The sequence below is a fragment of the Sphingobium agrisoli genome (genome assembly GCF_041877245.1).
GTDB lineage: Bacteria > Pseudomonadota > Alphaproteobacteria > Sphingomonadales > Sphingomonadaceae > Sphingobium.
In genome coordinates this window covers 182,253-203,295 of record NZ_JBHDJI010000007.1, presented here as the reverse complement: position 1 = coordinate 203,295, position 21,043 = coordinate 182,253, and the positions used below count along the sequence as shown (strand labels likewise).

At 67.5% G+C, this 21,043-nt stretch carries 26 protein-coding genes and 1 pseudogene; 16 read left to right on the top strand and 11 right to left on the bottom strand.

Translation table 11 applies throughout. From position 1 onward, the window contains the following. Positions 1 to 48: 48 nt before the first annotated feature. From ACETPF_RS13300 to ACETPF_RS13230, 15 genes and pseudogenes are all read left to right on the top strand, one after another. Positions 49 to 1,284 (top strand): DNA circularization protein, encoded by a 1,236-nt coding sequence (locus ACETPF_RS13300; RefSeq protein ID WP_373934982.1) that lies wholly within the window; start codon positions 49 to 51, stop codon positions 1,282 to 1,284. After that, the gene (locus tag ACETPF_RS13295; RefSeq protein WP_373934981.1) at positions 1,277 to 2,329 is read left to right on the top strand and encodes a phage baseplate assembly protein; all 1,053 of its coding nucleotides are present in this window, start codon (positions 1,277 to 1,279) and stop codon (positions 2,327 to 2,329) included. Before ACETPF_RS13300 ends, ACETPF_RS13295 begins: the two co-directional genes overlap by 8 nt. Next, entirely contained in the window at positions 2,326 to 2,544 is a 219-nt protein-coding gene (locus tag ACETPF_RS13290; RefSeq protein ID WP_373934980.1) for a hypothetical protein, read from the top strand. Before ACETPF_RS13295 ends, ACETPF_RS13290 begins: the two co-directional genes overlap by 4 nt. Then, on the top strand, positions 2,541 to 3,110 hold the full coding sequence (locus ACETPF_RS13285; RefSeq protein ID WP_373934979.1) for a phage baseplate assembly protein V: 570 nt from the start codon (positions 2,541 to 2,543) through the stop codon (positions 3,108 to 3,110). Before ACETPF_RS13290 ends, ACETPF_RS13285 begins: the two co-directional genes overlap by 4 nt. After that, positions 3,107 to 3,397 carry a hypothetical protein gene (locus ACETPF_RS13280; protein WP_373934978.1) on the top strand — a complete coding sequence of 97 codons (291 nt, stop codon included), beginning with the start codon at positions 3,107 to 3,109 and terminating at the stop codon, positions 3,395 to 3,397. Before ACETPF_RS13285 ends, ACETPF_RS13280 begins: the two co-directional genes overlap by 4 nt. Next, on the top strand, positions 3,394 to 3,888 hold the full coding sequence (locus ACETPF_RS13275; RefSeq protein WP_373934977.1) for a phage GP46 family protein: 495 nt from the start codon (positions 3,394 to 3,396) through the stop codon (positions 3,886 to 3,888). Before ACETPF_RS13280 ends, ACETPF_RS13275 begins: the two co-directional genes overlap by 4 nt. Then, positions 3,885 to 4,934: a baseplate J/gp47 family protein gene (locus ACETPF_RS13270; protein WP_373934976.1), complete on the top strand. Its 1,050-nt coding sequence runs from the start codon at positions 3,885 to 3,887 to the stop codon at positions 4,932 to 4,934. Before ACETPF_RS13275 ends, ACETPF_RS13270 begins: the two co-directional genes overlap by 4 nt. After that, a complete protein-coding gene (locus tag ACETPF_RS13265; RefSeq protein WP_373935060.1) occupies positions 4,934 to 5,527 on the top strand; it encodes a YmfQ family protein in 594 nt (197 codons plus the stop codon). The genes ACETPF_RS13270 and ACETPF_RS13265 overlap by 1 nt, the downstream gene beginning before the upstream one ends. Positions 5,528 to 5,539: 12 nt before the next feature. Further along, a complete protein-coding gene (locus ACETPF_RS13260) occupies positions 5,540 to 6,037 on the top strand; it encodes a gp53-like domain-containing protein (protein ID WP_373934975.1) in 498 nt (165 codons plus the stop codon). Positions 6,038 to 6,048: 11 nt separating this feature from the next. Next, complete coding sequence (locus ACETPF_RS13255; RefSeq protein ID WP_373934974.1) at positions 6,049 to 6,789, top strand: hypothetical protein; 741 nt, start codon at positions 6,049 to 6,051, stop codon at positions 6,787 to 6,789. A 321-nt stretch (positions 6,790 to 7,110) separates the two neighbouring features. Beyond that, positions 7,111 to 7,572: pseudogene (locus ACETPF_RS13250) on the top strand (DNA cytosine methyltransferase); the annotation flags it as partial. A gap of 13 nt (positions 7,573 to 7,585) precedes the next feature. After that, complete coding sequence (locus tag ACETPF_RS13245; protein ID WP_373935062.1) at positions 7,586 to 8,029, top strand: hypothetical protein; 444 nt, start codon at positions 7,586 to 7,588, stop codon at positions 8,027 to 8,029. Positions 8,030 to 8,382: 353 nt separating this feature from the next. Beyond that, positions 8,383 to 9,672 carry an adenylosuccinate synthase gene (locus tag ACETPF_RS13240; protein ID WP_373934973.1) on the top strand — a complete coding sequence of 430 codons (1,290 nt, stop codon included), beginning with the start codon at positions 8,383 to 8,385 and terminating at the stop codon, positions 9,670 to 9,672. A gap of 5 nt (positions 9,673 to 9,677) precedes the next feature. Continuing rightward, a complete protein-coding gene (locus ACETPF_RS13235) occupies positions 9,678 to 9,860 on the top strand; it encodes a hypothetical protein (RefSeq protein WP_373934972.1) in 183 nt (60 codons plus the stop codon). 95 nt (positions 9,861 to 9,955) lie between these two features. After that, positions 9,956 to 10,840 (top strand): bestrophin family protein, encoded by an 885-nt coding sequence (locus ACETPF_RS13230; protein ID WP_373934971.1) that lies wholly within the window; start codon positions 9,956 to 9,958, stop codon positions 10,838 to 10,840. Positions 10,841 to 10,847: 7 nt separating this feature from the next. Here ACETPF_RS13230 and ACETPF_RS13225 read toward each other — a convergent pair whose 3' ends face one another. The 10 genes from ACETPF_RS13225 to pgeF form a co-directional block, all read right to left on the bottom strand. Beyond that, positions 10,848 to 11,465: a MarC family protein gene (locus ACETPF_RS13225; protein WP_373934970.1), complete on the bottom strand. Its 618-nt coding sequence runs from the start codon at positions 11,463 to 11,465 to the stop codon at positions 10,848 to 10,850. Further along, positions 11,462 to 12,049, bottom strand: a complete 588-nt coding sequence (locus tag ACETPF_RS13220; RefSeq protein ID WP_373935059.1) for a YybH family protein — start codon at positions 12,047 to 12,049, stop codon at positions 11,462 to 11,464. Before ACETPF_RS13220 ends, ACETPF_RS13225 begins: the two co-directional genes overlap by 4 nt. Before the next feature lie 56 nt (positions 12,050 to 12,105). Further along, positions 12,106 to 13,002, bottom strand: coding sequence for a bifunctional methylenetetrahydrofolate dehydrogenase/methenyltetrahydrofolate cyclohydrolase FolD (folD, locus tag ACETPF_RS13215; protein WP_373934969.1), 897 nt, complete (start codon positions 13,000 to 13,002; stop codon positions 12,106 to 12,108). A gap of 16 nt (positions 13,003 to 13,018) precedes the next feature. Further along, positions 13,019 to 13,327 carry a DUF167 family protein gene (locus tag ACETPF_RS13210; protein WP_373934968.1) on the bottom strand — a complete coding sequence of 103 codons (309 nt, stop codon included), beginning with the start codon at positions 13,325 to 13,327 and terminating at the stop codon, positions 13,019 to 13,021. Further along, a complete protein-coding gene (locus ACETPF_RS13205; protein WP_373934967.1) occupies positions 13,324 to 13,614 on the bottom strand; it encodes a YggT family protein in 291 nt (96 codons plus the stop codon). Before ACETPF_RS13205 ends, ACETPF_RS13210 begins: the two co-directional genes overlap by 4 nt. Before the next feature lie 99 nt (positions 13,615 to 13,713). Beyond that, a complete protein-coding gene (argB, locus tag ACETPF_RS13200; protein WP_373934966.1) occupies positions 13,714 to 14,631 on the bottom strand; it encodes an acetylglutamate kinase in 918 nt (305 codons plus the stop codon). Positions 14,632 to 14,686: 55 nt separating this feature from the next. Further along, a complete protein-coding gene (locus ACETPF_RS13195; protein WP_373934965.1) occupies positions 14,687 to 15,118 on the bottom strand; it encodes a nuclear transport factor 2-like protein in 432 nt (143 codons plus the stop codon). Positions 15,119 to 15,139: 21 nt separating this feature from the next. Then, complete coding sequence (locus ACETPF_RS13190; RefSeq protein WP_373934964.1) at positions 15,140 to 16,114, bottom strand: RraA family protein; 975 nt, start codon at positions 16,112 to 16,114, stop codon at positions 15,140 to 15,142. A gap of 14 nt (positions 16,115 to 16,128) precedes the next feature. Next, a complete protein-coding gene (locus ACETPF_RS13185; RefSeq protein WP_373934963.1) occupies positions 16,129 to 17,010 on the bottom strand; it encodes a ThuA domain-containing protein in 882 nt (293 codons plus the stop codon). A 112-nt stretch (positions 17,011 to 17,122) separates the two neighbouring features. Beyond that, complete coding sequence (gene pgeF / locus ACETPF_RS13180; protein ID WP_373934962.1) at positions 17,123 to 17,884, bottom strand: peptidoglycan editing factor PgeF; 762 nt, start codon at positions 17,882 to 17,884, stop codon at positions 17,123 to 17,125. 156 nt (positions 17,885 to 18,040) lie between these two features. On the opposite strand from pgeF, the gene ACETPF_RS13175 reads away from it, so the two are divergent. Further along, positions 18,041 to 19,603, top strand: a complete 1,563-nt coding sequence (locus tag ACETPF_RS13175) for an amino acid permease (protein ID WP_373934961.1) — start codon at positions 18,041 to 18,043, stop codon at positions 19,601 to 19,603. Positions 19,604 to 19,647: 44 nt separating this feature from the next. On the opposite strand, the gene ACETPF_RS13170 is transcribed toward ACETPF_RS13175, so the two are convergent. Next, a complete protein-coding gene (locus tag ACETPF_RS13170) occupies positions 19,648 to 20,907 on the bottom strand; it encodes a multidrug effflux MFS transporter (RefSeq protein ID WP_373934960.1) in 1,260 nt (419 codons plus the stop codon). Positions 20,908 to 21,043: the final 136 nt, after the last annotated feature.

Genomic DNA, 21,043 nt, shown 5'->3' with positions numbered 1-21,043 from the left:
TTGGCGAGCATGTCGCTGCTGGTTCGCTCGCGCCATGGGAGGCTTCGCATGAGCGCGCCCGACGGCTGGCAGAAGGGCAGCTTTCGCGGTGTGCCGTTCCGCACCGAGGACCATGAGACCTCGGGCGGGCGGCGCGGCGTCAATCATGAATTCCCCCAGGCGGAAAAGCCCGTCTGGGAGGATCTGGGTCGCGGCGCGCGCAGCTACCGCATCGAATGCCATGTCGTCGGCGCGGACTATCCCGCCGGGGCGAACGCGCTGGCCGACGCGCTCGACCAGCCAGGCGCGGGGACGCTGGTGCATCCCTGGCTGGGCGCGATGCAGGTTGCGGTGCCCGAACAGGGTTGGTCGCGACGGGACAGCGCCACCGACGATGGCGGCATCGCGCGCTTTTCGATCGAGTTCGTCGAGAGCGGCCTGCCAGTGCCGGCGACCGCGACCAGCGACACCCAGGCGCAGGCGACCGCGGCGGCCGACGAGGCGGCGGCGGCGGCTCCGATCGCGGCGGCGCGAGGGATCAACGTCGCCAGCGCCATCGGCTTCGTCCAGCAGGCGGCGGACGACGTCGTCAAATATGCAGCTCTCGCGGTCCAGGCGCAGGCGGCGCTGAGCGGCGGGATCGGCCCGACGCTAAGCTTCCTCACATCGAACCTTGGCCTGCTGGGCGATGCCGGGGCGCTGCTGCGCGAGCCCCTGGAGCTGGGCCTCACCGTCGTCCGCACGGTGCAGACGCTGACCGCGATCGCCGGGGGCGGATCGGGCGGCGCGCGGGCGGCACGGGCGCTGATGGACTTTGGCGGCGACCTGGACGTCGTCGCGCCGCTCACCCCCGCGCGCGCGCAGCAGGCCGAGAACCAGGCGGCGATCGTGCAGCTGGTCAACCTCGCCGCCTCGGCCGAGCTGGTCCGCTGCCTCGCCGGCATCGACTTCGCCTCCTATGACGACGCCGTCGCCGCGCGCGACGGTGCGGTCGAGCGGCTCGATGCGCTGGCGCTGCGCCAGGCGGACGCGCATGACGACGCTGGCGCAGCGCAATATGACGCGCTGGCGCGGGCGGTGACGGTCGACCTGACCGCGCGGGGGGCGTCGTTGGAACGGCTCCGCAGCTTCACCCCGGCCGCGACCGAGCCGGTGCTGGTCATCGCCCAGCGGCTCTATGGCGACCCGGCCAATGTCGAGGCGCAGGCCAGCGACATCGTGGCGCGCAACCGCATCCGCCATCCCGGTTTCGTGCCGGGCGGGCGGACGCTGCAGCTGCTGGGGGCGGAGGCGCGCTATGGCTAGTTCGCCCGACCTTACCGAAAACGTCGAGCTGGCGATCGGCGGCACGCGCTTTGGCGGATGGACCGGCGTGTCGGTCGTCCTGGCGCTGGACGCCATCAGCGGCGCGTTTCGCCTCAGCCTGTCGACCAAGGATGATGCGGCGGGCGCGACCATCGCGATCGCGCCAGACGATCGCTGCCAGCTGAAGATCGGCGGCGAGACGGTCATCGACGGCTGGGTCGATGCGGTCTCGCAAGCGATCAACGCGCAGGAACATGGGATCGAGGTGGATGGGCGCGACCGCACGGGCGACCTGGCCGATTGTTCCGCGATCCACAAGCCGGGCAGCTGGACGCGCGCCAGGCTGGAGCAGATCGCGGCCGACCTGGTCGCTCCGTTCGGGCTGAAGGTGACGGTCGAGGCCGCGACCGGCGCGCCGATCGCCAAGTTCGCGCTGCAGCAGGGCGAGACGGTGCAGGCGGCGATCGAGCGGCTGCTGCGCTTCCGGGGGCTGATCGCGATCCCCTCGCCAACCGGCGACCTGGTCATCACCACGCCTACCAAGGCCGCGCCGGTCGCGGTGCTGGAGCTGGGCGTCAACATCAAGGATGCGCGGGGCCGGTTCGATCATCGCGAGCGCTTCTCCGACTATATCGTCAAGGGCCAGGCGCAGGGCGACGACGATCGCAACGGCAAGACGGTGAGCCAGATCAGGGGCGAGGCGAAGGATGCCGGCGTGCGCCGATATCGGCCGCTGCTGCTGGTCGCCGAGGATCAGAGCGACGGGGCCAGCGCGCAGACGCGGGCGAAATATGAGGCGGGCGTGCGCGCCGGCCGGTCGAAGGGCGTGGAGATCGTCGTCGCGGGCTGGCGGGTGGCACCCGGCGGGCAGCTCTGGCGGCCGAACCTGCGCGTGCGGGTCAAATGCGCGGCGGCGGGATTCGCGGACGATGTGCTGCTCATCACCGCCGTCACGCTCACCAAGGATGAAGGCGGCACCGTCGCCACCCTGAGCTGCGCGCCGCCCGAGGCGATGGCGCAGCTGGCCGAGAAGGAAAAGGCATGAGCAACGATCCCCGCGCCGTTCTGCGCTGCGCCACCTGCCTGTTCTTCAGCCCGCCGCATGTCCAGCGCGGCTTCGACGGCCGCCCCGCGCGCGGCCAGTGCCGCCGCCATGCCCCGCTGCTCGACCAGAGCGACGCCCATTTCCGCACCATCTGGCCGCTGGTCTATGCCGACAATTATTGCGGCGAGCATGCGACCTGGGAGGGCGACGCATGAGCAACCCCGGCATGATGGCGGCGCTGGCCGCGCAGGCGGGGCGCATCCGCATGCTGGTCGGCCGCGCGCTGCTGTCGCGGGTCGATGACAGCAAGACGATGCAGACGATCCAAATCGAGCTGCTCGATGAGGAAGCGCAGGACGGCGTCGAGCATTTCCAGCCCTATGGCTATGCCGCGCACCCCAGGCCTGGCGCTGAAGCGGTGGCGCTGGCGGTCGGTGGCACGCGCAGCCATTCGGTGGTGCTGTGCGTCGCGGATCGGCGCTATCGCCTCAAGGGGCTGCAGGAGGGCGAAGTCGCGCTCTACGATGATCAGGCCCAGCAGGTGCTGGTCGGCCGCGACGGCATCCGCATCCTCAGCCCGCTTGGCGTGTCGATCGAGACCGAGGGCAACTTCAACGTCGATGCCGGCGGCGATGTGGCGATCCGGGGCGGTGGCGAGACGCTGATCGATGGCGGCAGCATTCTGATCGGCGAAGGCGCGAGCCTGGACGCCGCCCGCAAGACGGACACGGTCAGCGCTAGCGCCATCACCGGCGGTTCATCCAAGGTGAAGATCGCATGAGGGCCGCGTCTCCCCAGCGGCGCGGAAACCGCGCCTGGCAGAAGGTGGCCGTGTCGGCCGAAAATATGGCGATGGTCGCGGACCAGCTGCGCGCGTGCGGCCAGCTGGCGGGCGATGGCGACCCTATCGAAGCCTTCGCCCATTTCGATAACGGGCGACGGCTGCGGCGCATCCATGCGCGCTACGCCAATGGCTGGCGCGCGACGCTGGTCATCCGCGTCGATGGCAGCTGGTCGCTCAGCCAAGCGATCAAGCTCGTGTCGCACAAGCCGGGGGTGCCGGCATGACCGATATCGCGCTCGCCTTCGCCGACGATGCGCTGGTCGCGGACATCGCCCTGATCGGCGGCGACCTCGCCACCGACGACGGGCTGCGGACCGCCGTCATCATCTCGCTCTTCACCGACGCGCAGGCGGCGGCCGACGATACGCTGCCCCAGGAGGGCGGCGATCGGCGCGGCTGGTGGGGTGATGTCGGCAACGAGCCGAACGACCGGACAGGGTCGCGGCTCTGGCTGCTCGAGCGCGCCAAGGCGACCGATGCCGTCGCGATTCGCGCGCGCGAATATGCGCGGGAGGCGCTGGCCTGGATGATCGCCGACGGCATCGCCGCCTCGATCGCGGTCACCGCCACCGTCTATCGCCCGACCGCCGTCGCGCCGCAGGGCGCTCTGCTCCTCGCGGTCACCATCGCCCGGCCGACCGGCGTGCGCGTGGCGATCGAGTTGCTGTGGGACGCCGAGGCCAATCGCCTTCTTTCGACCAGGACCGTTTCATGAGCTTCGCCCGCCCGACCCTGACCCAGCTGATCGACCGCATCCAGGCGGACATCACCGCGCGCCTGCCCGGCAGCGACAGCCGCCTGCGCCGCAGCGTGCTCAACGTGCTGGCGCGGGTGTTCGCGGGGGCGATGTTCGGCCTCTATGGGCTGCTCGACAGCATCTCGCGCTTCCTGCCTGACCAGGCCGAAGGCGACCTGCTGCTGCGCTGGGGATCGATGTTCGGCAAGCCCCGCCTGGCGGCGACCTTCGCCACCGGGCCGGTGACGCTGGCCGGGACCAACGGCGTCGTCGTGGTTGCCGGCACGATCCTCGCCCGCGCCGATGGCGCGCGCTACGCCACCGCCGCCGACGTGACGATCACGGGCGGCACCGCCACCCCGACGGTGACGGCGCAGGATGCGGGCGCGGCCGGCAACATGGAGGCCGGCCAGGCCTTGACCTTCGTATCGCCAGTCGCGGGGGTGAGCGCGAACGCGGTTGTCGCGGCCGGGGGAATCGCGGGGGGCGTCGACGAGGAAAGCGAGGAGCGGCACCGCGCGCGCATCCTGGAGCGGATGCGGAACCAGCCGGCCGGCGGCAAGCGCACGGACTATATCGACTGGGCCAAGGAAGTCGCGGGCGTGACGCGCGCCTGGGTCTATCCGAACTGGGACGGGCTCGGCACGGTGAAGCTGCTCTTCGTGATGGACGATCGCGAGGACATCATTCCCGGGGCTGGCGACGTGACGGCGGTTGCCACGCACATCGAAGCGTTGCGGCCGGTTGGCGCGGACGTGACCGTCGCCGGCCCGGTCGCCGATCCGCTCGACCTCACCATCGAGCTGATGCCCGACACGCCGGCCGTGCGCGCGGCGGTGGCGGCCGAGCTGGATGACCTGATCGCGCGGGAGGCGGAGCCGGGCGGCACCTTGCTCATCAGCCATGTCCGCGAGGCGATATCGGTGGCGGCGGGCGAGACGGACCATGTGCTGACCAGCCCGACGACCAACCAGGTCGCGGCGGCTGGCGAAATCTTCACGCTGGGGGCCATCACATGGGCGTGATGGCGGCAGCGGCCTATCTGGCGCAGATGCAGGCGCTGCTGCCGCGCGGCGCAGCCTGGGCGCGCGAGACCGGGTCGATGCTCTCGGCGCTGCTCTCCGCCTTCGCCCAGGAATGCGCGCGCCTGGACGCGCGCGCCCATGCGCTGCTGGAGGAGGTCGATCCCCGCACCGCGAGCGAGATGCTGGGCGACTGGGAGGCTGTGCTGGGCTTGCCCGACACCTGCACGGCGGCGGAGACCCAGATCGACGCGCGGCGTCGGGCCGCGTGGCGCAAGCTCGCCTATCAGGCGGGCCAGACGCCGGCCTTCTTCGTCAGCCTGGCCGCGACGATGGGGTATCAGATCGTCATCCACGAATTCGATCCCGACGTGGACGATTACGCCCCCTCGCTCGCGGCCGAGGTCGCGGCCGGGCGCTGGCGCTTCGTCTGGCGGGTCGAGGTGGTCAACGTGACGCCCTTCATCCTCTTCCGCGCCGGCTCGCGCGCGGGCGAGCGGCTGCTCGAAGGCGGCGCTGCTTCCTCGCTCGAGTGCGTATTCCAGGCGGCGAAGCCCGCCCACACCCACGTCATCTTCACCTATCCGACCGAATAGCAGGAGGCCCGTTTGTTCAGGATCGACAGCGAGGGAGCCACGCCCGAAAATGGCTTCAAATCATCGCCACCCCCGGCCACCATCGTCACCGGCCAGTGGCTGACCGCCACCCAGGAAGAGATTTGCAACGTCATCGAGTTGCTCGGCACAAATCCGCTCAACCCCCTCGACAGCGCGCAGATGGCGCAGGCGATCAACCAGTTCGTGAATGCGACCATCGCGTCCGCCCTGAGCGACATGGTCAGTTACAGCGAAGACGCCACCGGACAGCTGCAGATCGGGCCGGTCATCCTCAAATGGGGCGGCGGCAGCGAGGGCGGCAACGTCTTCGCCGAGCCGTTTCCCACCGCCTGCTGGCGGGTCGTCTTCGCGCTCACCAACAATCCAGACGACGGCGACGAGAGCGACGAGGTCGTCCGCATCATCTCCAAGGATCAATACGGCTTCAACGTCGCCACGTCGGGCGACCACCTCCCCGCCACCTTCGACTGGTTCGCCATCGGTCACTGAAAGGAACATCCATGAAGCGCATCATTTCCTGTTTCTGCCTGATCGCCGGCTTGGCAATCGCCGCGCCGGCCGTGGCGCAGTCCGTCACCCTCCCAACCGCCACCGACCGCTTCGGCAATGTCGTGGGCGCTTCGGGTACGGTGCTGCTCAACCAGGACGGCACCGCTGCCACCACGACGGCGGTGACCCAGTCCGGGCCATGGTCCGTCAACATCGGCACGGGCGGCATCTTCAACACCACGCCGCCCACGCTGGCCAACGGGACCAGGGGCGATCTTCAGCTCGACAGCGCGGGCAGCCTCAATGCCCGGCTACGCACTTCGGTCTCGACGGGCACCGACGGCTTCGTCAACACCCGGATCGGCACCATATTGGGCGACGCGGCGGGGACCACCACCGGCCTGATCCTCGGGTCCGCGCCCTTCGTGTTCAACGGGACCAGCTGGGATCGCACGCGGGGCGATACCACCGGCCTCTACGTAGTGGGCAAAGGCACCGGCACGATTGCCACCGGGCAGGTCAGCGTGGGCACGTCCAGCACGCTCGTCGCGGCGTCGCGGTCGGGCCGGGGCAAGATCATGCTTTCGGTCGGGGCGGCCAACACCTGCGCCTTCGGCAACACGGGCGTCACGACATCAACCGGCTTTCCGTTGCCGGCGACCGTGGGGGCTTCGCTGACCCTCGACACCGGCGCGGCGATCTATGCCGCCTGTTCCGCGACGACGACGGTGAGCTTCATCGAACAATATTGAACGGGTTTTCCCCGCCCGATCAGGCGGGGGGCAAGGGGCGCGCCAACGCCCCTCAACCGCAGGAAGAGACCCTGCATCTCAGCGCTGATCAGGCGCAGTCGATCCCCGCCACCGGGCACCCCGGCAGCTGGGTTTTTGGGATGCAAAGTGTGAAGGAAGAGTTCAGATGTCCGGGTTGCCGGGCCTTATTGTTTAAAGCCGCCCCAGCCGCTATCGCTGCTGATATCGAAATCAAATGTCGGCGATGCCGGCGATACACGATCACGAGGCCAGTGAGCCCCCAAACGACCGCAGCCGGAGCGGCATCAGGGGAATGAAATTGTGGCTTCATGTGCCGAAAATGCCGAAGTTCGGGGCATCTCACTATGCGCAGGCTACGGAGGGCTCGATCTCGGGCTTCACATTGCCGAACCCGGATATAGGACTGTGTGTTATGTCGAGCGGGAAGCCCATGCAGCGGCCACTCTCGTGGCGCGGATGGAAGACGCGTCCTTGGCGCCGGCTCCTGTCTGGGACGACCTGCGAACCTTCGACGGCCGACCTTGGTGTGGGAAGGTTCATATCGTCTCTGCCGGCTACCCGTGCCAGCCGTTCAGCACTGCCGGCAATCGCAAAGGAGCAGACGACCCGCGTCACCTCTGGCCTCACGTCGCCCGCATCGCCGGCGAAGTCGAAGCCCCTTGGGTGTTCTGCGAAAATGTCGAAGGGCACCTCTCTCTGGGATTGTCCGACGTCGTCAGAGACCTTCAACGCATGGGCTACAGCGTTAAGGCGGGACTGTTCACGGCGCGAGAAGTTGGCGCAGGCCACCGGCGACGCCGCCTCTTCCTCCTGGCCCACGCCGACGGCGTCGGACGCGGGCTATGTGCCCGATCTGATCGTATGCGGCGGATCCGTTCAGCCGGTAGCTCCGAAGGAGATATCAGAAGGCAGCAGCGGCCAAATCTCGCTGGAGAATGCGACCCGGGCATGGACACAACTTTGGCTGATCCTCCGGGCGCTCGGTGTTTCGATATCAGCGACCTCCCCTTGTTCGCACCAGGTCCGGGTGAGCTTTACGCATGGGAGCAAGTCCTCTCTCGCTGGCCTCACCTGCAACCCGCTGTTCTACGAACTGATGATGGGATGGCCGATCGGCTGGACCGGACCAGGGGAGCCGGTAACGGGGTTTGCAGCCTGGCTGCAGCGCTCGCGTGGCGAGCTCTCAAGGATGCTTTCGGACCCGCTTAGAGGCTTCTGAGGGAAGAGCGAAGTGCTACAAAATCTCTTGTCCGACACTCAAAAAGCTTTTGTCGCGCTTCACCTGATGACGCGCAGCCCTACCCCAGGTGACGCCTCAGTGACGCGTCGGCGGCGCGTCGCGAGCGCGTCGCGGGCGCTTCCCGTCAAAAAGCCCGACAACAGTGTGAACTTCGCCCTGTCACGTCACGCGCACGCGCCCGCCGCCCCTCCACCGCCAGCCTTGACGCGCCCCGCCCACCCGTCTAACCCGCGCCCCGCATTCGGACGCCCCCGCGTCCCTCATCCCACCGGCATGTCGAGTCCCGTCGAAGGGCATGGCCGGTCACCGTGGCGGGCGGAAGGATTGTATCCATGGCAAATGTGACCGTGATCGGCGCCCAATGGGGTGACGAGGGCAAGGGCAAGATCGTCGACTGGCTGTCGGAGCGCGCCGACGTCGTCGCCCGCTTCCAGGGCGGGCACAATGCCGGCCACACGCTGGTCGTGGGGGAGAAGGTCTATAAGCTCTCGCTGCTCCCCTCGGGCATCGTGCGCGGCACGCTCAGCGTCATCGGCAATGGCGTGGTGCTCGACCCCTGGCATTTCCGCGATGAAGTGGCGAAGCTGAAGGGGCAGGGGGTGGAGATCACGCCCGACAATCTCCAGATCGCCGAAACCTGCCCGCTGATCCTGCCCTTCCACCGCGACCTCGACGGGCTGCGCGAGGATGCGTCCGGCGCCGGCAAGATCGGCACCACCCGCCGCGGCATCGGCCCGGCTTACGAGGACAAAGTCGGCCGCCGCGCGATCCGCGTGTGCGATCTTGCCCATCTCGACGATCTCGGCCCGCAGATCGACCGGCTGACCGCGCATCATGACGCGCTGCGCGCCGGCTTCAACGAAGCGCCGATCGACCGCGCCGCGCTGATCGCGGACTTGACCGAAATCGCGTCCTTCATCCTGCCCTTCGTGAAGCCCGTCTGGCTGACGCTCAACCAGGCGAAGGCGGCGGGCAAGCGCATCCTGTTCGAGGGCGCGCAGGGCACGTTGCTCGACATCGACCATGGCACCTATCCCTTCGTCACCTCGTCGAACACGGTGGCCGGCACGGCGGCGAGCGGCACGGGCCTTGGCCCCGGCGGCGCGGGCTTCGTGCTCGGCATCGTCAAGGCCTACACCACCCGCGTCGGCTCCGGCCCCTTCCCGACCGAGCAGGAAAATGACGTCGGCCAGCGGCTGGGCGAGCGCGGCCATGAATTCGGCACCGTCACCGGGCGCAAGCGCCGCTGCGGCTGGTTCGACGCGGTGCTGGTGCGCCAGTCGGTCGCGGTGTCGGGCGTCACCGGCATAGCGCTTACCAAGCTCGACGTGCTTGACGGGTTCGAGACGCTCAAGATTTGCGTCGGCTATCGCATCGGCGATCGGACCTTCGACTATCTGCCCGCCCACGCGCAGGATCAGGCGCGCGCCGAGCCGATCTACGAGGATATCGAAGGCTGGCAGGACACCACCGCCGGCGCGCGCAGCTGGGCGGACCTCCCCGCACAGGCGATCAAATATATCCGCCGGATCGAGGAGCTGATCGGCTGCCCGGTCACGCTCGTCTCCACCAGCCCCGAGCGCGAGGACACGATCCTGGTGCGCGATCCCTTCGCGGATTGATCCCCATGGCCGGAGATCGCTTCGAGCGCCACAAGCAGCCCTGGACCCAGGACGAAATCCAGAAGCTGCACACGCTGGCGAAGAAGGGGATGGCGCTGAAAGCCATCGCCAAGGCGCTGCCCCGCAGCGAGGAGTCGGTGAAGGCGCGGGCCAAACAGGACGGGCTGTCGATTGCGAAACTGCGATAGGGCCGCCCGTCCGTAACTTTTCGTTGCGGCGCGGGAATGGCGGAGCATCTTGACGAATGCTGCGTTGCGGCATTTCTCTTTTCGGAAAGACCCGCATGATCGTCGATCCCATCCCCAGTTTCCGCCGCATCGCATCCGAAGTGTGGCAGCCGCTCACCGCACTGTTCGTCTGGGACTGCGCGGTCACGATCACTTACTATCTGCTCCCCTTCAAGGCGCCCGAACTGCCGCTCACCATCTTCGGGTCGGCGCTGGCGCTGTTCCTGGGGTTCCGTTCGAACAGCGCTTATCAACGCTGGTGGGAAGCGCGCACGCTTTGGGGCGCGATGATCAACGCCTCGCGCAGCCTGGCGCGCGCGACCCGCAACTTCATGCCGGACCCCGATGCCCGCGACGTGAAGCGCGAGATCGTCAAGCGCCAGATCGCCTATGTGAACGCGCTGCGGTGCCAGCTGCGCCGCCAGCCGATCGGCGAGGAGGTCACCAAATTTCTGACCGAGGAGGACAAGGGCAAGGCGCTCGCGCGGACCAACCCCGCCAACGGTCTGCTCGACAGCACCGGGCGACGGATCGACATCGCCCGGCGCAACGGCTGGATCGACACCATCCAGCAGACCCAGATGGAGGCTCTGCTGGTCGACATTTCCAACGCCCAAGGCGGGATGGAGCGGATCAAGAACACGCCGCTGCCGGTGCAGTATCGCTATCTGCCGACCATCTTCACCCACATCTTCTGCATCGCGCTGCCGATCGGGCTGGTCGAATCGCTGGGCTTCGCGACGCCGCTGGGCTCCACCGTGGCGGGCCTCATGTTCATGGCCGTGCTGCGGATCGGCGACGATCTGGTCGATCCCTTCGCCAACACGGTGCACGACAATCCGCTGACCGCCATGTGCCGCACCATCGAGATCGACCTGCTCCAGTCGATCGGCGACCCCGCGCCCGAGCCGGCCACGCCGGTAAGGGGGGTGTTATGGTGAGGCGCGCTTAGAAACTCGCCTTGAGCCCGTCGATCACGAACTGCGCGGCCAGCGCCGCCAGCAGCACGCCCAGCAACCGCGTGATGACCGCCTCGATCTTCGCGCCCAACAGCGCCATGATCGGCCCCGCCGCGAGCAACGACCCCAGCATCAGCGCCAGCGTCAGCACGACAGCGCTCAGCACCACGCCGCGCTCGATCAGCCCGTCCGCGCGCGACATCAGCAGCATGACCGTAGCGATCGACCCTGGCCCGGCGATCATCGGCATCGCCATGGGAAAGACGGAGACATCCTCCACCTCCGGCGTCTCCACGATCTTCTGCGCGCGATCCTCGCGGCGCTGGGTGCGTTTCTCGAACACCATGTCCATGGCGATGATGAACAGCATGATGCCGCCCGCGATCCGGAAACTGTCGAGCTGGATGCCGAGCACGCCCAGCAGCTGCTTGCCCCAGAGCGCGAACACCAGCAGGATCGCCGCCGCGATGCCCGTGGCGCGGATCGCCATCGCGCGCCGCTGCGCCGCGCTCGCGCCGGTCGTCAGGCTTGCATAGATGGGCGCGCAGCCCGGCGGGTCGATGACGACGAACAGCGTCACGAAGGCGGAGAGGAAGAGCGCGATCATGACGCCGCGACCCTGTCGTCGATCACCATATCATAAGCCTCGCCGGTCCACATCTTCACGGTCACGCGGCGGCTGTTGTCGGGGGCGACGTCTGCGGTCCAGAGCAGGCTCTCGTCGGGCGGAGGCGCGGGGCGCTCGCCCTTGGCGGGCATGGCCGGCGGCCCTTCCGGGCGTTGCCCGCGCTTGCAGGTCGCGACCTTGCCGGTCAGGAACTCCGGCGCGGGGCGCGGCGCGGTCAGCCGGTCGCCATGGTCCAGCACCCATTTCCACGCGCCCTTCTTGTCGCGCCGCCAGATGGTCGTGAAATAACCGACCGACCCGTCGGGCCGGGTCCAGTTGCCCGTGCTCGCCGCGACATTGCCGTCGCACGCGACATAGACGATCGAGGGCGCCCAACTGACGGATTTGGGCGGATCGGCCTGCTTCTTGAGCCATTCCTTCGCCGCCACCTTCTGCGGCACGAACAGCACCGCGTCGTCGGCGGCGGTCTCGCGGAACGCGGTCCATTGTCCCTTTTCCTGCGCCAGCCGGTTGAAGGCGATCTCCGCCGCGATCACGCTGCTGGGATCGGGCTGGAAACGCATCGGCGGCTTCGCCCCGATCAGCGCGCCCGCCGCCAGCGCGATCAGCGCGGCCCTCCTCACAGCCCCTCCGGCTTGGCGAGGCCCGCCCGCGCGTGCGCCGCGACCAGCGTATTGCGCAGCAGCACCGCGATCGTCATCGGCCCGACCCCGCCGGGGACCGGCGTGATCGCGCGAACATGGGCCAGCGCCTCGGCCGTGGCGACATCGCCCACCAGCCGGGTCTTGCCCGCGTCCTCATCGTCCGCCACGCGGTTGATGCCGACGTCGATGACCGTCGCGCCGGGCTTGATCCATTCGCCCTTCACCATTTCGGGCCGGCCCACCGCCGCCACGACGATATCCGCGCGATGGACGACGCTGGCAAGGTCGCGGGTGCGGCTGTGGGCGATGGTGACGGTCGCGCTCTCCGCCAGCAGCAACTGCGCCATCGGCTTGCCCACGATGTTGGAGCGGCCGATCACCACTGCCTCAAGGCCCGACAGGTCGCCCAGCTCGTCCTTCAGCAGCATGATGCAGCCCATCGGCGTGCAGGGCACCAGCGCGTCTTGGCCCGTCGCCAGCCGCCCGGCATTGACGACATGGAATCCGTCGACATCCTTGGCCGGATCGATCGCCCCGATCACCGCCGCTTCATCGATATGAGCGGGCAGGGGAAGCTGCACCAAGATGCCGTCCACCCGATCGTCGTGGTTCAGCTCCTCGATCAGGTCGAGCAAATCCTCCTCGCCGATGCTGTCGGGCCGCTTGAACTCGAAACTCTCCATGCCGACCGCGACGGTCATCTTGCCCTTGGAGCGGACATAGACGCTGCTCGCCGGGTCTTCGCCCACCAGCACGACGGCAAGGCCCGGCTTGCGCCCCGCTTGGCTCACAAACGCGGCGACGCCGTCGGCCACCCGGTCGCGCAGGCCGGCCGCGAAAGCCTTGCCGTCGATGATCTTGCCGATGGTCATGATGGGTGCGTCCCTATTATGTGTCGAGGAGGGCGGCCAGACGCGCCTCTGCGCCGCCACCGCCGATGATCCGCACACGCTTTAGCCGGTTGGTGTCGCCCGACTCCAGCAAAATCGCGCTGCGGGGCCGATCGAGCGACCGCGCCAGCAGCGCGATCAGCGCGGCGTTGGCCTTGCCCTTCTCCGGCACGGCGCGCACCCGCGCCGACAGCCAGCTTTGGCCCTTTTCATCGGTCCATACGCCCCCGACTGCATCGGTCGCCGCGCCGGGCGTCAACCGGACGCGCAGCAGCAGGTCGTCGCCCGCAATGCTCCAGGCGCTCACACCATCCCGAATAAGGGCGGCAAGATAGCCTGCCGGATGATGAGGATGGCGAGCAGCACGACCATCGGCGACAGGTCGAGCGCGCCCAGATTGGGCAACACCCGCCGGATCGGGTTGTAGATCGGCGCGGTCATGCGGTCGAGCGCCACCATCGCGGTGCGGACGAAATCATTGCCCGTGTTGACGACGTTGAAGGCGATCAGCCAGCTCATGATCGCCTGGATGATGATGATCCACCACAGGACGTCCAGAAGAATGACGATGATCTGATAGAGCGCGTAGGCCACAGGGGTCTCCGTTGGATGCGTCGCGCCGCTCTAGCCGAGCGGGCGGGGCGGGGACAAGCGCCGTTCCACCAACGACGGGAGCGGGTCGGCGCGCAGGGTCTATTTCCTGACCAACGTTCCCGCGCCGCGATCGGTGAACACTTCCAGCAGCATGGCGTGGGGCACCCGCCCGTCGAGGATGACGGCGGCGTCCACTCCGCCCTCGACCGCGCGCACGCAGGTTTCCAGCTTCGGGATCATGCCCCCGCTGATCGTGCCGTCTGCCTCCAGCCCGTGGATCGCCTCCGGGTCGAGATCGGTCAGCAACTGCCCCTGCTTGTCGAGCACGCCCGGCACGTCGGTCAGCAGGAAGAAGCGCGACGCCTTCACTTCCGCCGCGATCGCGCCCGCCATCGTGTCGGCGTTGACATTATAGGTATTCCCGTCCGCGCCGATGCCGACCGGGGCGACCACGGGGATGATGCCGCTGTGGCTCAACGTATCGAGGATCGAGCGGTCGACCGAGACCGGATCGCCGACGAAGCCCAGGTCGACATTGCGCTCGATCCCGCTGTTCGGGTCCGCCTCGCGCTTGCCCAGCACCTTTTCGCACACGACCAGGCCGCCGTCCTTGCCCGAAATGCCGACCGCCCGGCCGCCCGCGCCCGCGATCCAGCCGACGATTTCCTTGTTGATCGATCCCGCCAGCACCATCTCGGCGATCTTGGCGGTTTCCGCATCGGTCACGCGCAGGCCGCCGACGAACTGCGATTCGACGCCCAGCTTCTTCAGCATCGCGCCGATCTGCGGCCCGCCGCCATGGACGACGATGACGTTGATGCCCACCGCCTTCATCAGCACCACGTCCTCGGCGAAGTCGCGCGCGGCTTCGGGGTCGCCCATCGCATGGCCGCCATATTTGACGACGAAGGTCTTGCCGGCATAGCGCTGCATATAGGGCAGCGCCTCGACAAGGACTTCCGCCTTGGCGAGCAGCGCGGGATCGGGGGCGTTCTTGCTGGTCATGCGCGGGCGCATAGGGCGAAAGGGCGGGAGGGGCAAGTTTCGCCGCCGCCCCGCCCGTGACGCGGCATCAATCGACGTAGATCGCCTGGAAAATGATCTTGTCGTTCCGCACGATGAAGGCGTCCTTGCCCGACACCTGGCTTGGCTGGCCCTTGTTCTGGACCCAGTGCAGGATCACGCTGTCGGGGCCAGACGGCTCGATCACCGTTTCCATCGCCTTGATGCCGGGGTGGTGATCCTTGTCTGTCAGCGTCGCGAAGACGCGCTGCGCCTGCGCCTGCCCCGAAAAGATGCCCGGCCCCTTGGCAGGCATCTGGTCGGCGACCAGCCCCTGCGGCGTCACCACCACCGTGTCGGCGGCATAATCGTCCAAGATCGGCTGGAGCGTGCCGACCTTCATGCTCTCGACATGGCGGGCGACCACTTGCGCCGGCGTGGCGGCCATCGCCGATCCGGCGACGCCGATGCAGAGCAGGGTCAGGGCAAGGCGGAGGGTCATGTCGATAGTCCTTTCTAGATGTCAGCCTTCGTAGGGGATGCCGGCTTCGGAATCGCGGATGATCTGGTCGACCGCGTCGGGCCTGACCGGCAGTTTGGTGCGATTGGCCCGGAGCCAGGCGAAGAAGTCCGCCTCGATCGCGTCGGTCCATTTCGTATCGATCTGCCCGGCGGTATATCTGCCCTCGCGCAGCCGCATATGACCGAACATATCGCGCAGCCGGGTGTTTTCGGAGAGCTTCACGACCTTCTCGGCGAGCTGCGGCGGGATGAACAGCACGCCGCCGTCGCGGCCCAGCACAATGTCGCCGGGCATCGCCGTCGCCTTGCCGATGCGGACCGGCCCGTTGATGCCGACCATGGTCGAATTGAGCCGCGCGCCCGTCGCCATCGCGCCGAAATGGTGCGACGGATCGTAGGATCGGACGAAGGACACGAAATTGGGCAGCTCTTTCAGGCCATTAATGTCGCGGATCGCGCCGTCATAGACGATGCCGTTGCCGCTGCGGGCGTAGATGGCGTTGCCGACATTGTCGCCGATCGACGGGCCATCCTGCTTCAACCCGAAATGGTCGCTGACATAGACGTCGCCCTTTTGCAGCATGTCCACCGGCCAGGCGTTCATCGCGCCCTTGCGCTTGTCCGCCACGCCCTGCTTTTCCAGTACCGTCTGGATGTCGGGCCGGCCGGGCAGCCATTGCGAGGTCAGCGCGCGGCCAACAAGCACCTTGTCGGGGAAGATGGAGAGCCACCCATCCTCATATTGATGATTATACCCCGCGCTCCGCAGCGTCGCCCAGGCTTCCTCCAGCGTCACGTCGCGCATCCGTTCCAGGATCGCGTCGGGCACCCTGGGCCGCCCGTCGGGGAAGCGCTCGCCGGTCCATTCGGGCGTATGGCGGATCACCTGATCGCGCGAGAAGAAGCCATCCTCGGCCAATGCCGCCTGCGGCAGCAGCAGCGCGGCGACGGCGAAAGCGGCGGCCTTCAGTGTCATGGTCTTGCCCATCCTCAATATTCCGGCGGCATCTGGTCGTTCGCGCCGCCGCGCGGCACGTCGACCCCGGCCGCCCACAATATGCCGTTGACCAGAAAGCGGCGCTGCTGCGGGAAGAGGTGCATATTGTCATGAAAATCGTTGCCGCCCCACACCATCGACCGCCCGCCACCGGGCCGCTGATAGGCCCAGGCGACCGGCCCGCCGCTCCCGTTCGCCGCGCTCGCGGGCTTGCCCGTCAACAGCAAAGTGCGGCCCGGATTGTCGGGCAGGAAATAGCGGGCATACATCTCCTCGCGCGGGGTCCAGGGCTTCACGCCATTGAGGATCGGATGCTTCGCCCCGCTCGGTCGGATCGCCCATGTATCGACCGGATTGTGGGACACATAGGGTATCCACGATCCGCCCAGCCAGTTGCTGAGCCAGATGCGCCCGGCGCGATTATCCACGAACATCGTGTAGTGATAGACGACGAGGCCCGTCTGGCGCCGTTTCAGCAGCGAGTCGAATTCCGTAAGCGCCGCCGTCGTGGGGCCATCATAATTCAGGCCGTCCGTCTCGGCATATTGGGGGAAGAGCGCGCCGGTCTCGCGTTTCAGCCAGTCGCCATTGCCGTCGATGACGATCGCGTCCGCCTGCTCCAGCAGCGCCATGTCGCGCGGCTTTTCGCCAACGATCACCTGCGCCTGCACCGCCCGGCTCGCGCCGCTATGCTCCAGCAGCCAGGCAATCTCGCGCAGATCCTTCTCATATTCGTGCCGGCCTGGCGGCCCATGCTGCTTGGGTCCGGCGAACAGCAGGATGCGCGCCGGCGGCAAGGGCGCGGTGCCGGCGGGCAGGGGCAGCGCCGCCAGCAGCATCGCCGCGCCGGCCCATGTCCGCCTGATCCGTTTCACCCCATCCTCCCCGGACGCGCTGCGCCTCATTTGCTATCATATATGATCTGGCACAAAGCGCAGCCGGCTCCAACCCCTTATTTTGAGGGCACAGCGACGATGGAGGGGTGTGTCACCCCGGCAGGGCGATCATCGATATCTGCCGGCCATAGTCCGCCTCGCCCCGATGACAGGCGCGGCGGTAGCTGAAGAAGCGATCAGGCTGGCTGTAAGTATCCTCGTCCAGCATCGCGATCCGCTCAACGCCGGCATTGGCGAGCCGCGCGGCGACATAGGCGGCGATGTCGAACTGATAATGGCCCGGCCGACCGGCCGTGAAGAAGCGCTCATTGGCCGCATCCTCGCCCTCGAACCGCGCGGCGAATTCGTCGCTCACCTCATAGGAGGCGCGACCGATGCATGGCCCGATCGCGCAGGCGATTCGCTCGACCCGCGCGCCCAGCGCCGCCATCGCCGCGATCGTGGCATCGGTGACGCCCCTTATCGCCCCCTTCCACCCCGCATGGGCCGCGCCGACGACACCGGCGGCCGGATCGGCGAACAGCACCGGCACGCAATCGGCAGTCAATATGCCCAGCACCAGCCCCGGCCGATCGGTCACGAGTCCGTCGGCGGGCGGCCGGTCCTCTTCGGCGATGGGGCCGGTCACCGTCACGGCATCGGCCGAATGCACCTGCCGCACCGTCACCAGAGCAGCGCCCGGCAGCAGCGCGTCGCGCGCCAGATCGCGGTTACGAAGCACCGCGTCGCGGTCGTCCGCCGACCCCAACCCGACGTTCAGCCCGCCATGCACCCCGTCCGACACCCCGCCGCGCCGCCCGGCAAAGCCATGAAGCATATCTGCCAGCAACGGCGCGCGCAGTAATTCGATCATGGGCATGGCTCCTGTCTGTCAATCGCCCCATGGACCAGCATGTCACGCCCGCGCAATATACTTGCGCGGCACGGATTAGGCGATAGTCTCCGCTCCCATAAGCAGGAGAGACAAGCCGCGCCCCCGCGGCGCGTCGCGCAAAAGGGATAGAGCTGCATGATATTCGGGCGGGTAAAGCCTTTGGACGCCATTTTGGCGACAGCGGAAAAGAAATCGCTGCACCGGTCGCTGGGGGCGTTTCAGCTCACCATGCTCGGCATCGGTGCGGTCATCGGCACCGGCATCTTCGTGCTGACGGCGGAAGCCGCGCAGAAGGCCGGGCCGGGCATGATGCTCTCCTTCGTCATCGCCGGCTTCGTGTGCGCCGTCGCCGCGCTCTGCTATGCCGAAATGGCGGCAATGGTGCCGGTGTCCGGCTCCGCCTATACCTATAGTTACGCCGTGATGGGCGAACTTATCGCCTGGATGGTCGGGTGGGCGCTGATCCTCGAATATGCGGTCGCGGCCGGCGCGGTGTCGGTCGGCTGGTCGGGCTATGTCGTGGGCCTTATCGAACATACCGCCGGGATCGACATACCCGATCTGCTAACGCGCGGGCCGTTCGACGGCGGCATGGTGAACCTGCCCGCGATGCTGATCGCTTCGCTCGTCACCTGGCTGCTGGTCATCGGCACGAAGGAGAGTGCGACTGTCAACGCGGTGCTGGTTGCGATCAAGGTGGCGGCGCTGTCGCTCTTCATCGTCCTGTCCGTCCCGGTCATGAACATGGACGGCTTCACCCCCTTCGCCCCGCTCGGCTTCTCGGGCATTTCGGCGGCCGCCGCCTCGATCTTCTTCGCCTATGTCGGCTTCGACGCCGTCTCGACCGCAGCGGAGGAAACCAAGAACCCGCAACGCAACATGCCGATCGGCCTCATTGGCTCGCTCGGCATCTGCACCATCTTCTACATGCTGGTCGCGGCCGGCGTGATCGGCACGGTCGGCGCGCAGCCCGTCTATGGCCCCGGCGGCGAGGCACTCGCGCCCGGCTCTGCCGCCCTGTCGCAGCAATGCGCCGCGCTTGCCGCCGCCGGCACCGAAGCCGTCACCTGCTCGAAGGAGGCGCTGGCCTGGACGCTGCGCGAAATCGGCTGGCCGCAGATCGGCAACCTGCTCGGCCTCGCCGCAGGTCTTGCCCTTCCTTCCGTCATCCTGATGATGATGTTCGGCCAGACCCGCATCTTCTTCGTCATGAGCCGCGACGGCCTGCTCCCGGCCATGTTCTCGAAGGTCCACCCGACCTACAAGACGCCGCACGTCATCACTATCCTGACCGGCATCTTCGTCGCGCTCTTTGCCGCCTTCTTCCCGGTCGGCATCCTGGCGGACATCTCCAACTCGGGCACGCTGTTCGCCTTCGCCGCCGTGTCGATCGCGGTCATGGTGCTGCGCCGGACCGATGCGAACCGCGCGCGTCCGTTCCGCACCCCGGCGATCAACATCACCGCGCCGATCGCGATCATCGGCTGCCTCTACCTCTTCATCAGCCTCGGCACCGAAACGAAGCTGATGTTCGTGGGCTGGGCGGCGGTCGGCCTGCTGGTCTATTTCGCCTACAGCCGCAGCCGCAGCCATGTCGGGCGCGGCGTGGTGGATGTGCCGGAGGATGACGCCGGCATCCCGCCCCAGCCGGTGCCGCCGCTCCCCGGCGCGCCGACGCCGGGCGGGCAGGACGCGTAAGACACGACAAACGGGGCGGGAAACCGCCCCGTTTCTTTTTGCCCTCAGTGAAACTCGATCTCCGCCTCGCGCAGATCATCATGGCGGGGCCGGGTGAACAGCTTGCCCCGCTCGGCCCAGGCGACGATCGCCAGCGCCAGCGCGCCATAGCCCAGCAGCCCCAAGGTGAAGGGCAGCGGCGTGCCGTTGAACGCCTGCCCGACGATGCTGCCGAGCACGCTCGACACCGCCGTCACCAGAAACGCCTGGAAGGAGGACGCCGCGCCCGCCCCGCGATGGAAGGGCTCCATCGAGATCGCGCTGAAATTCGATCCGGCAAAGGCGATGGTCAGCATGGAAAGCGCCTGCAACGCCATGAAGATCGCCAGCGTCTCGCGCCCGGCCAATATCACCGCCACATGGACCGCCGCGATCAGGATGAAGAGGATCAGCGCGCTCTGGCTCATCCGCCGCGCGCCGAAGCGTGAGACCAGCCGGCTGTTGACCAGGCTGCCCACTCCCATGCAGCCCGCGATCAGCGCGAAGCCGATCGGAAAGAAATGCCCCGCATCGAACGCGTCGAAGAAAATCTGCTGGATCGACAGGAGGAAGCCGATCAGCGCCCCCGCCATCGCCCCGCTCGCCATCATATAGCCGATCGAGGCGCGCGTGCGGAAAATGACACCGACGGTGTGGAGCAGTGCGCCGGGCGTGATTCGCACCCGATTGTTAGGATGCAGCGTCTCGGGCAACCGCACCAGCATCCATATCAGCACCGATGCGGCGATGATGCCCAGTGCCCAGAAGATCCAGCGCCACGGCGCCACCCACAATATCGCCTGGCCGAAACTCGGCGCGACTACCGGGATTAGCATGAACACCGCGAAGATCAGCGACATGACCCGCGCCATCGCGTCGCCGTGAAAGCGGTCGCGCACGATGCCGATGGTGACGACCCGGCTCGCCCCGGCGAAGAAACCGGCGCTCATCCGCGCGATCAGCAGCATGGCAAAGCTTTGCGCGACGGCGCAGGCGATGGTCGCGACGATGAAGCAGGCCATCGCCCCGCCCAGCACCCGCTTGCGCCCATATCGGTCGGACAGCACGCCGAACAGCAGCGATCCGACGCCCAAACCCAGAAAATACAGGCTGATAATGAGTTGCCGGTCGTTGGGCCTGGGGATCGCCAGATCGGCGCTGATGGCGGGCATCGCCGGCAGCATCGGATCGGTCGATAGCGCATTCATCGCCATCAGGCACGCACACAATATCACAAATTCGCGAAACGGAATGTCGCGCCGGGGCGCGGCAGCGGGAGGGGGCATCGCTCGCATCCGCCCGCCTATGGGCGCAAAGCAACGCCGTTGCCAGTCCTAATCCGCTACGGATTGGGGCGAAGCCGCCGGTGCCCCAACCCCTCATGAAAATGGGAAATGCGACGTTAACCACTTTTTATCGCTT

Bases quoted from the DNA above. Each gene is read 5' to 3' on its own strand.
- ACETPF_RS13300 (WP_373934982.1), top strand. From the start codon at position 49: ATGAGCGCGCCCGACGGCTGGCAGAAGGGCAGCTTTCGCGGTGTGCCG.
- ACETPF_RS13295 (WP_373934981.1), top strand. From the start codon at position 1,277: ATGGCTAGTTCGCCCGACCTTACCGAAAACGTCGAGCTGGCGATCGGC.
- ACETPF_RS13290 (WP_373934980.1), top strand. From the start codon at position 2,326: ATGAGCAACGATCCCCGCGCCGTTCTGCGCTGCGCCACCTGCCTGTTC.
- ACETPF_RS13285 (WP_373934979.1), top strand. From the start codon at position 2,541: ATGAGCAACCCCGGCATGATGGCGGCGCTGGCCGCGCAGGCGGGGCGC.
- ACETPF_RS13280 (WP_373934978.1), top strand. From the start codon at position 3,107: ATGAGGGCCGCGTCTCCCCAGCGGCGCGGAAACCGCGCCTGGCAGAAG.
- ACETPF_RS13275 (WP_373934977.1), top strand. From the start codon at position 3,394: ATGACCGATATCGCGCTCGCCTTCGCCGACGATGCGCTGGTCGCGGAC.
- ACETPF_RS13270 (WP_373934976.1), top strand. From the start codon at position 3,885: ATGAGCTTCGCCCGCCCGACCCTGACCCAGCTGATCGACCGCATCCAG.
- ACETPF_RS13265 (WP_373935060.1), top strand. From the start codon at position 4,934: ATGGCGGCAGCGGCCTATCTGGCGCAGATGCAGGCGCTGCTGCCGCGC.
- ACETPF_RS13255 (WP_373934974.1), top strand. From the start codon at position 6,049: ATGAAGCGCATCATTTCCTGTTTCTGCCTGATCGCCGGCTTGGCAATC.
- ACETPF_RS13240 (WP_373934973.1), top strand. From the start codon at position 8,383: ATGGCAAATGTGACCGTGATCGGCGCCCAATGGGGTGACGAGGGCAAG.
- ACETPF_RS13235 (WP_373934972.1), top strand. From the start codon at position 9,678: ATGGCCGGAGATCGCTTCGAGCGCCACAAGCAGCCCTGGACCCAGGAC.
- ACETPF_RS13230 (WP_373934971.1), top strand. From the start codon at position 9,956: ATGATCGTCGATCCCATCCCCAGTTTCCGCCGCATCGCATCCGAAGTG.
- ACETPF_RS13225 (WP_373934970.1), bottom strand. From the start codon at position 11,465: ATGATCGCGCTCTTCCTCTCCGCCTTCGTGACGCTGTTCGTCGTCATC.
- ACETPF_RS13220 (WP_373935059.1), bottom strand. From the start codon at position 12,049: ATGCGTTTCCAGCCCGATCCCAGCAGCGTGATCGCGGCGGAGATCGCC.
- folD (WP_373934969.1), bottom strand. From the start codon at position 13,002: ATGACCATCGGCAAGATCATCGACGGCAAGGCTTTCGCGGCCGGCCTG.
- argB (WP_373934966.1), bottom strand. From the start codon at position 14,631: ATGCGCCCGCGCATGACCAGCAAGAACGCCCCCGATCCCGCGCTGCTC.
- ACETPF_RS13195 (WP_373934965.1), bottom strand. From the start codon at position 15,118: ATGACCCTCCGCCTTGCCCTGACCCTGCTCTGCATCGGCGTCGCCGGA.
- ACETPF_RS13190 (WP_373934964.1), bottom strand. From the start codon at position 16,114: ATGACACTGAAGGCCGCCGCTTTCGCCGTCGCCGCGCTGCTGCTGCCG.
- pgeF (WP_373934962.1), bottom strand. From the start codon at position 17,884: ATGATCGAATTACTGCGCGCGCCGTTGCTGGCAGATATGCTTCATGGC.
- ACETPF_RS13175 (WP_373934961.1), top strand. From the start codon at position 18,041: ATGATATTCGGGCGGGTAAAGCCTTTGGACGCCATTTTGGCGACAGCG.
- ACETPF_RS13170 (WP_373934960.1), bottom strand. From the start codon at position 20,907: ATGCCCCCTCCCGCTGCCGCGCCCCGGCGCGACATTCCGTTTCGCGAA.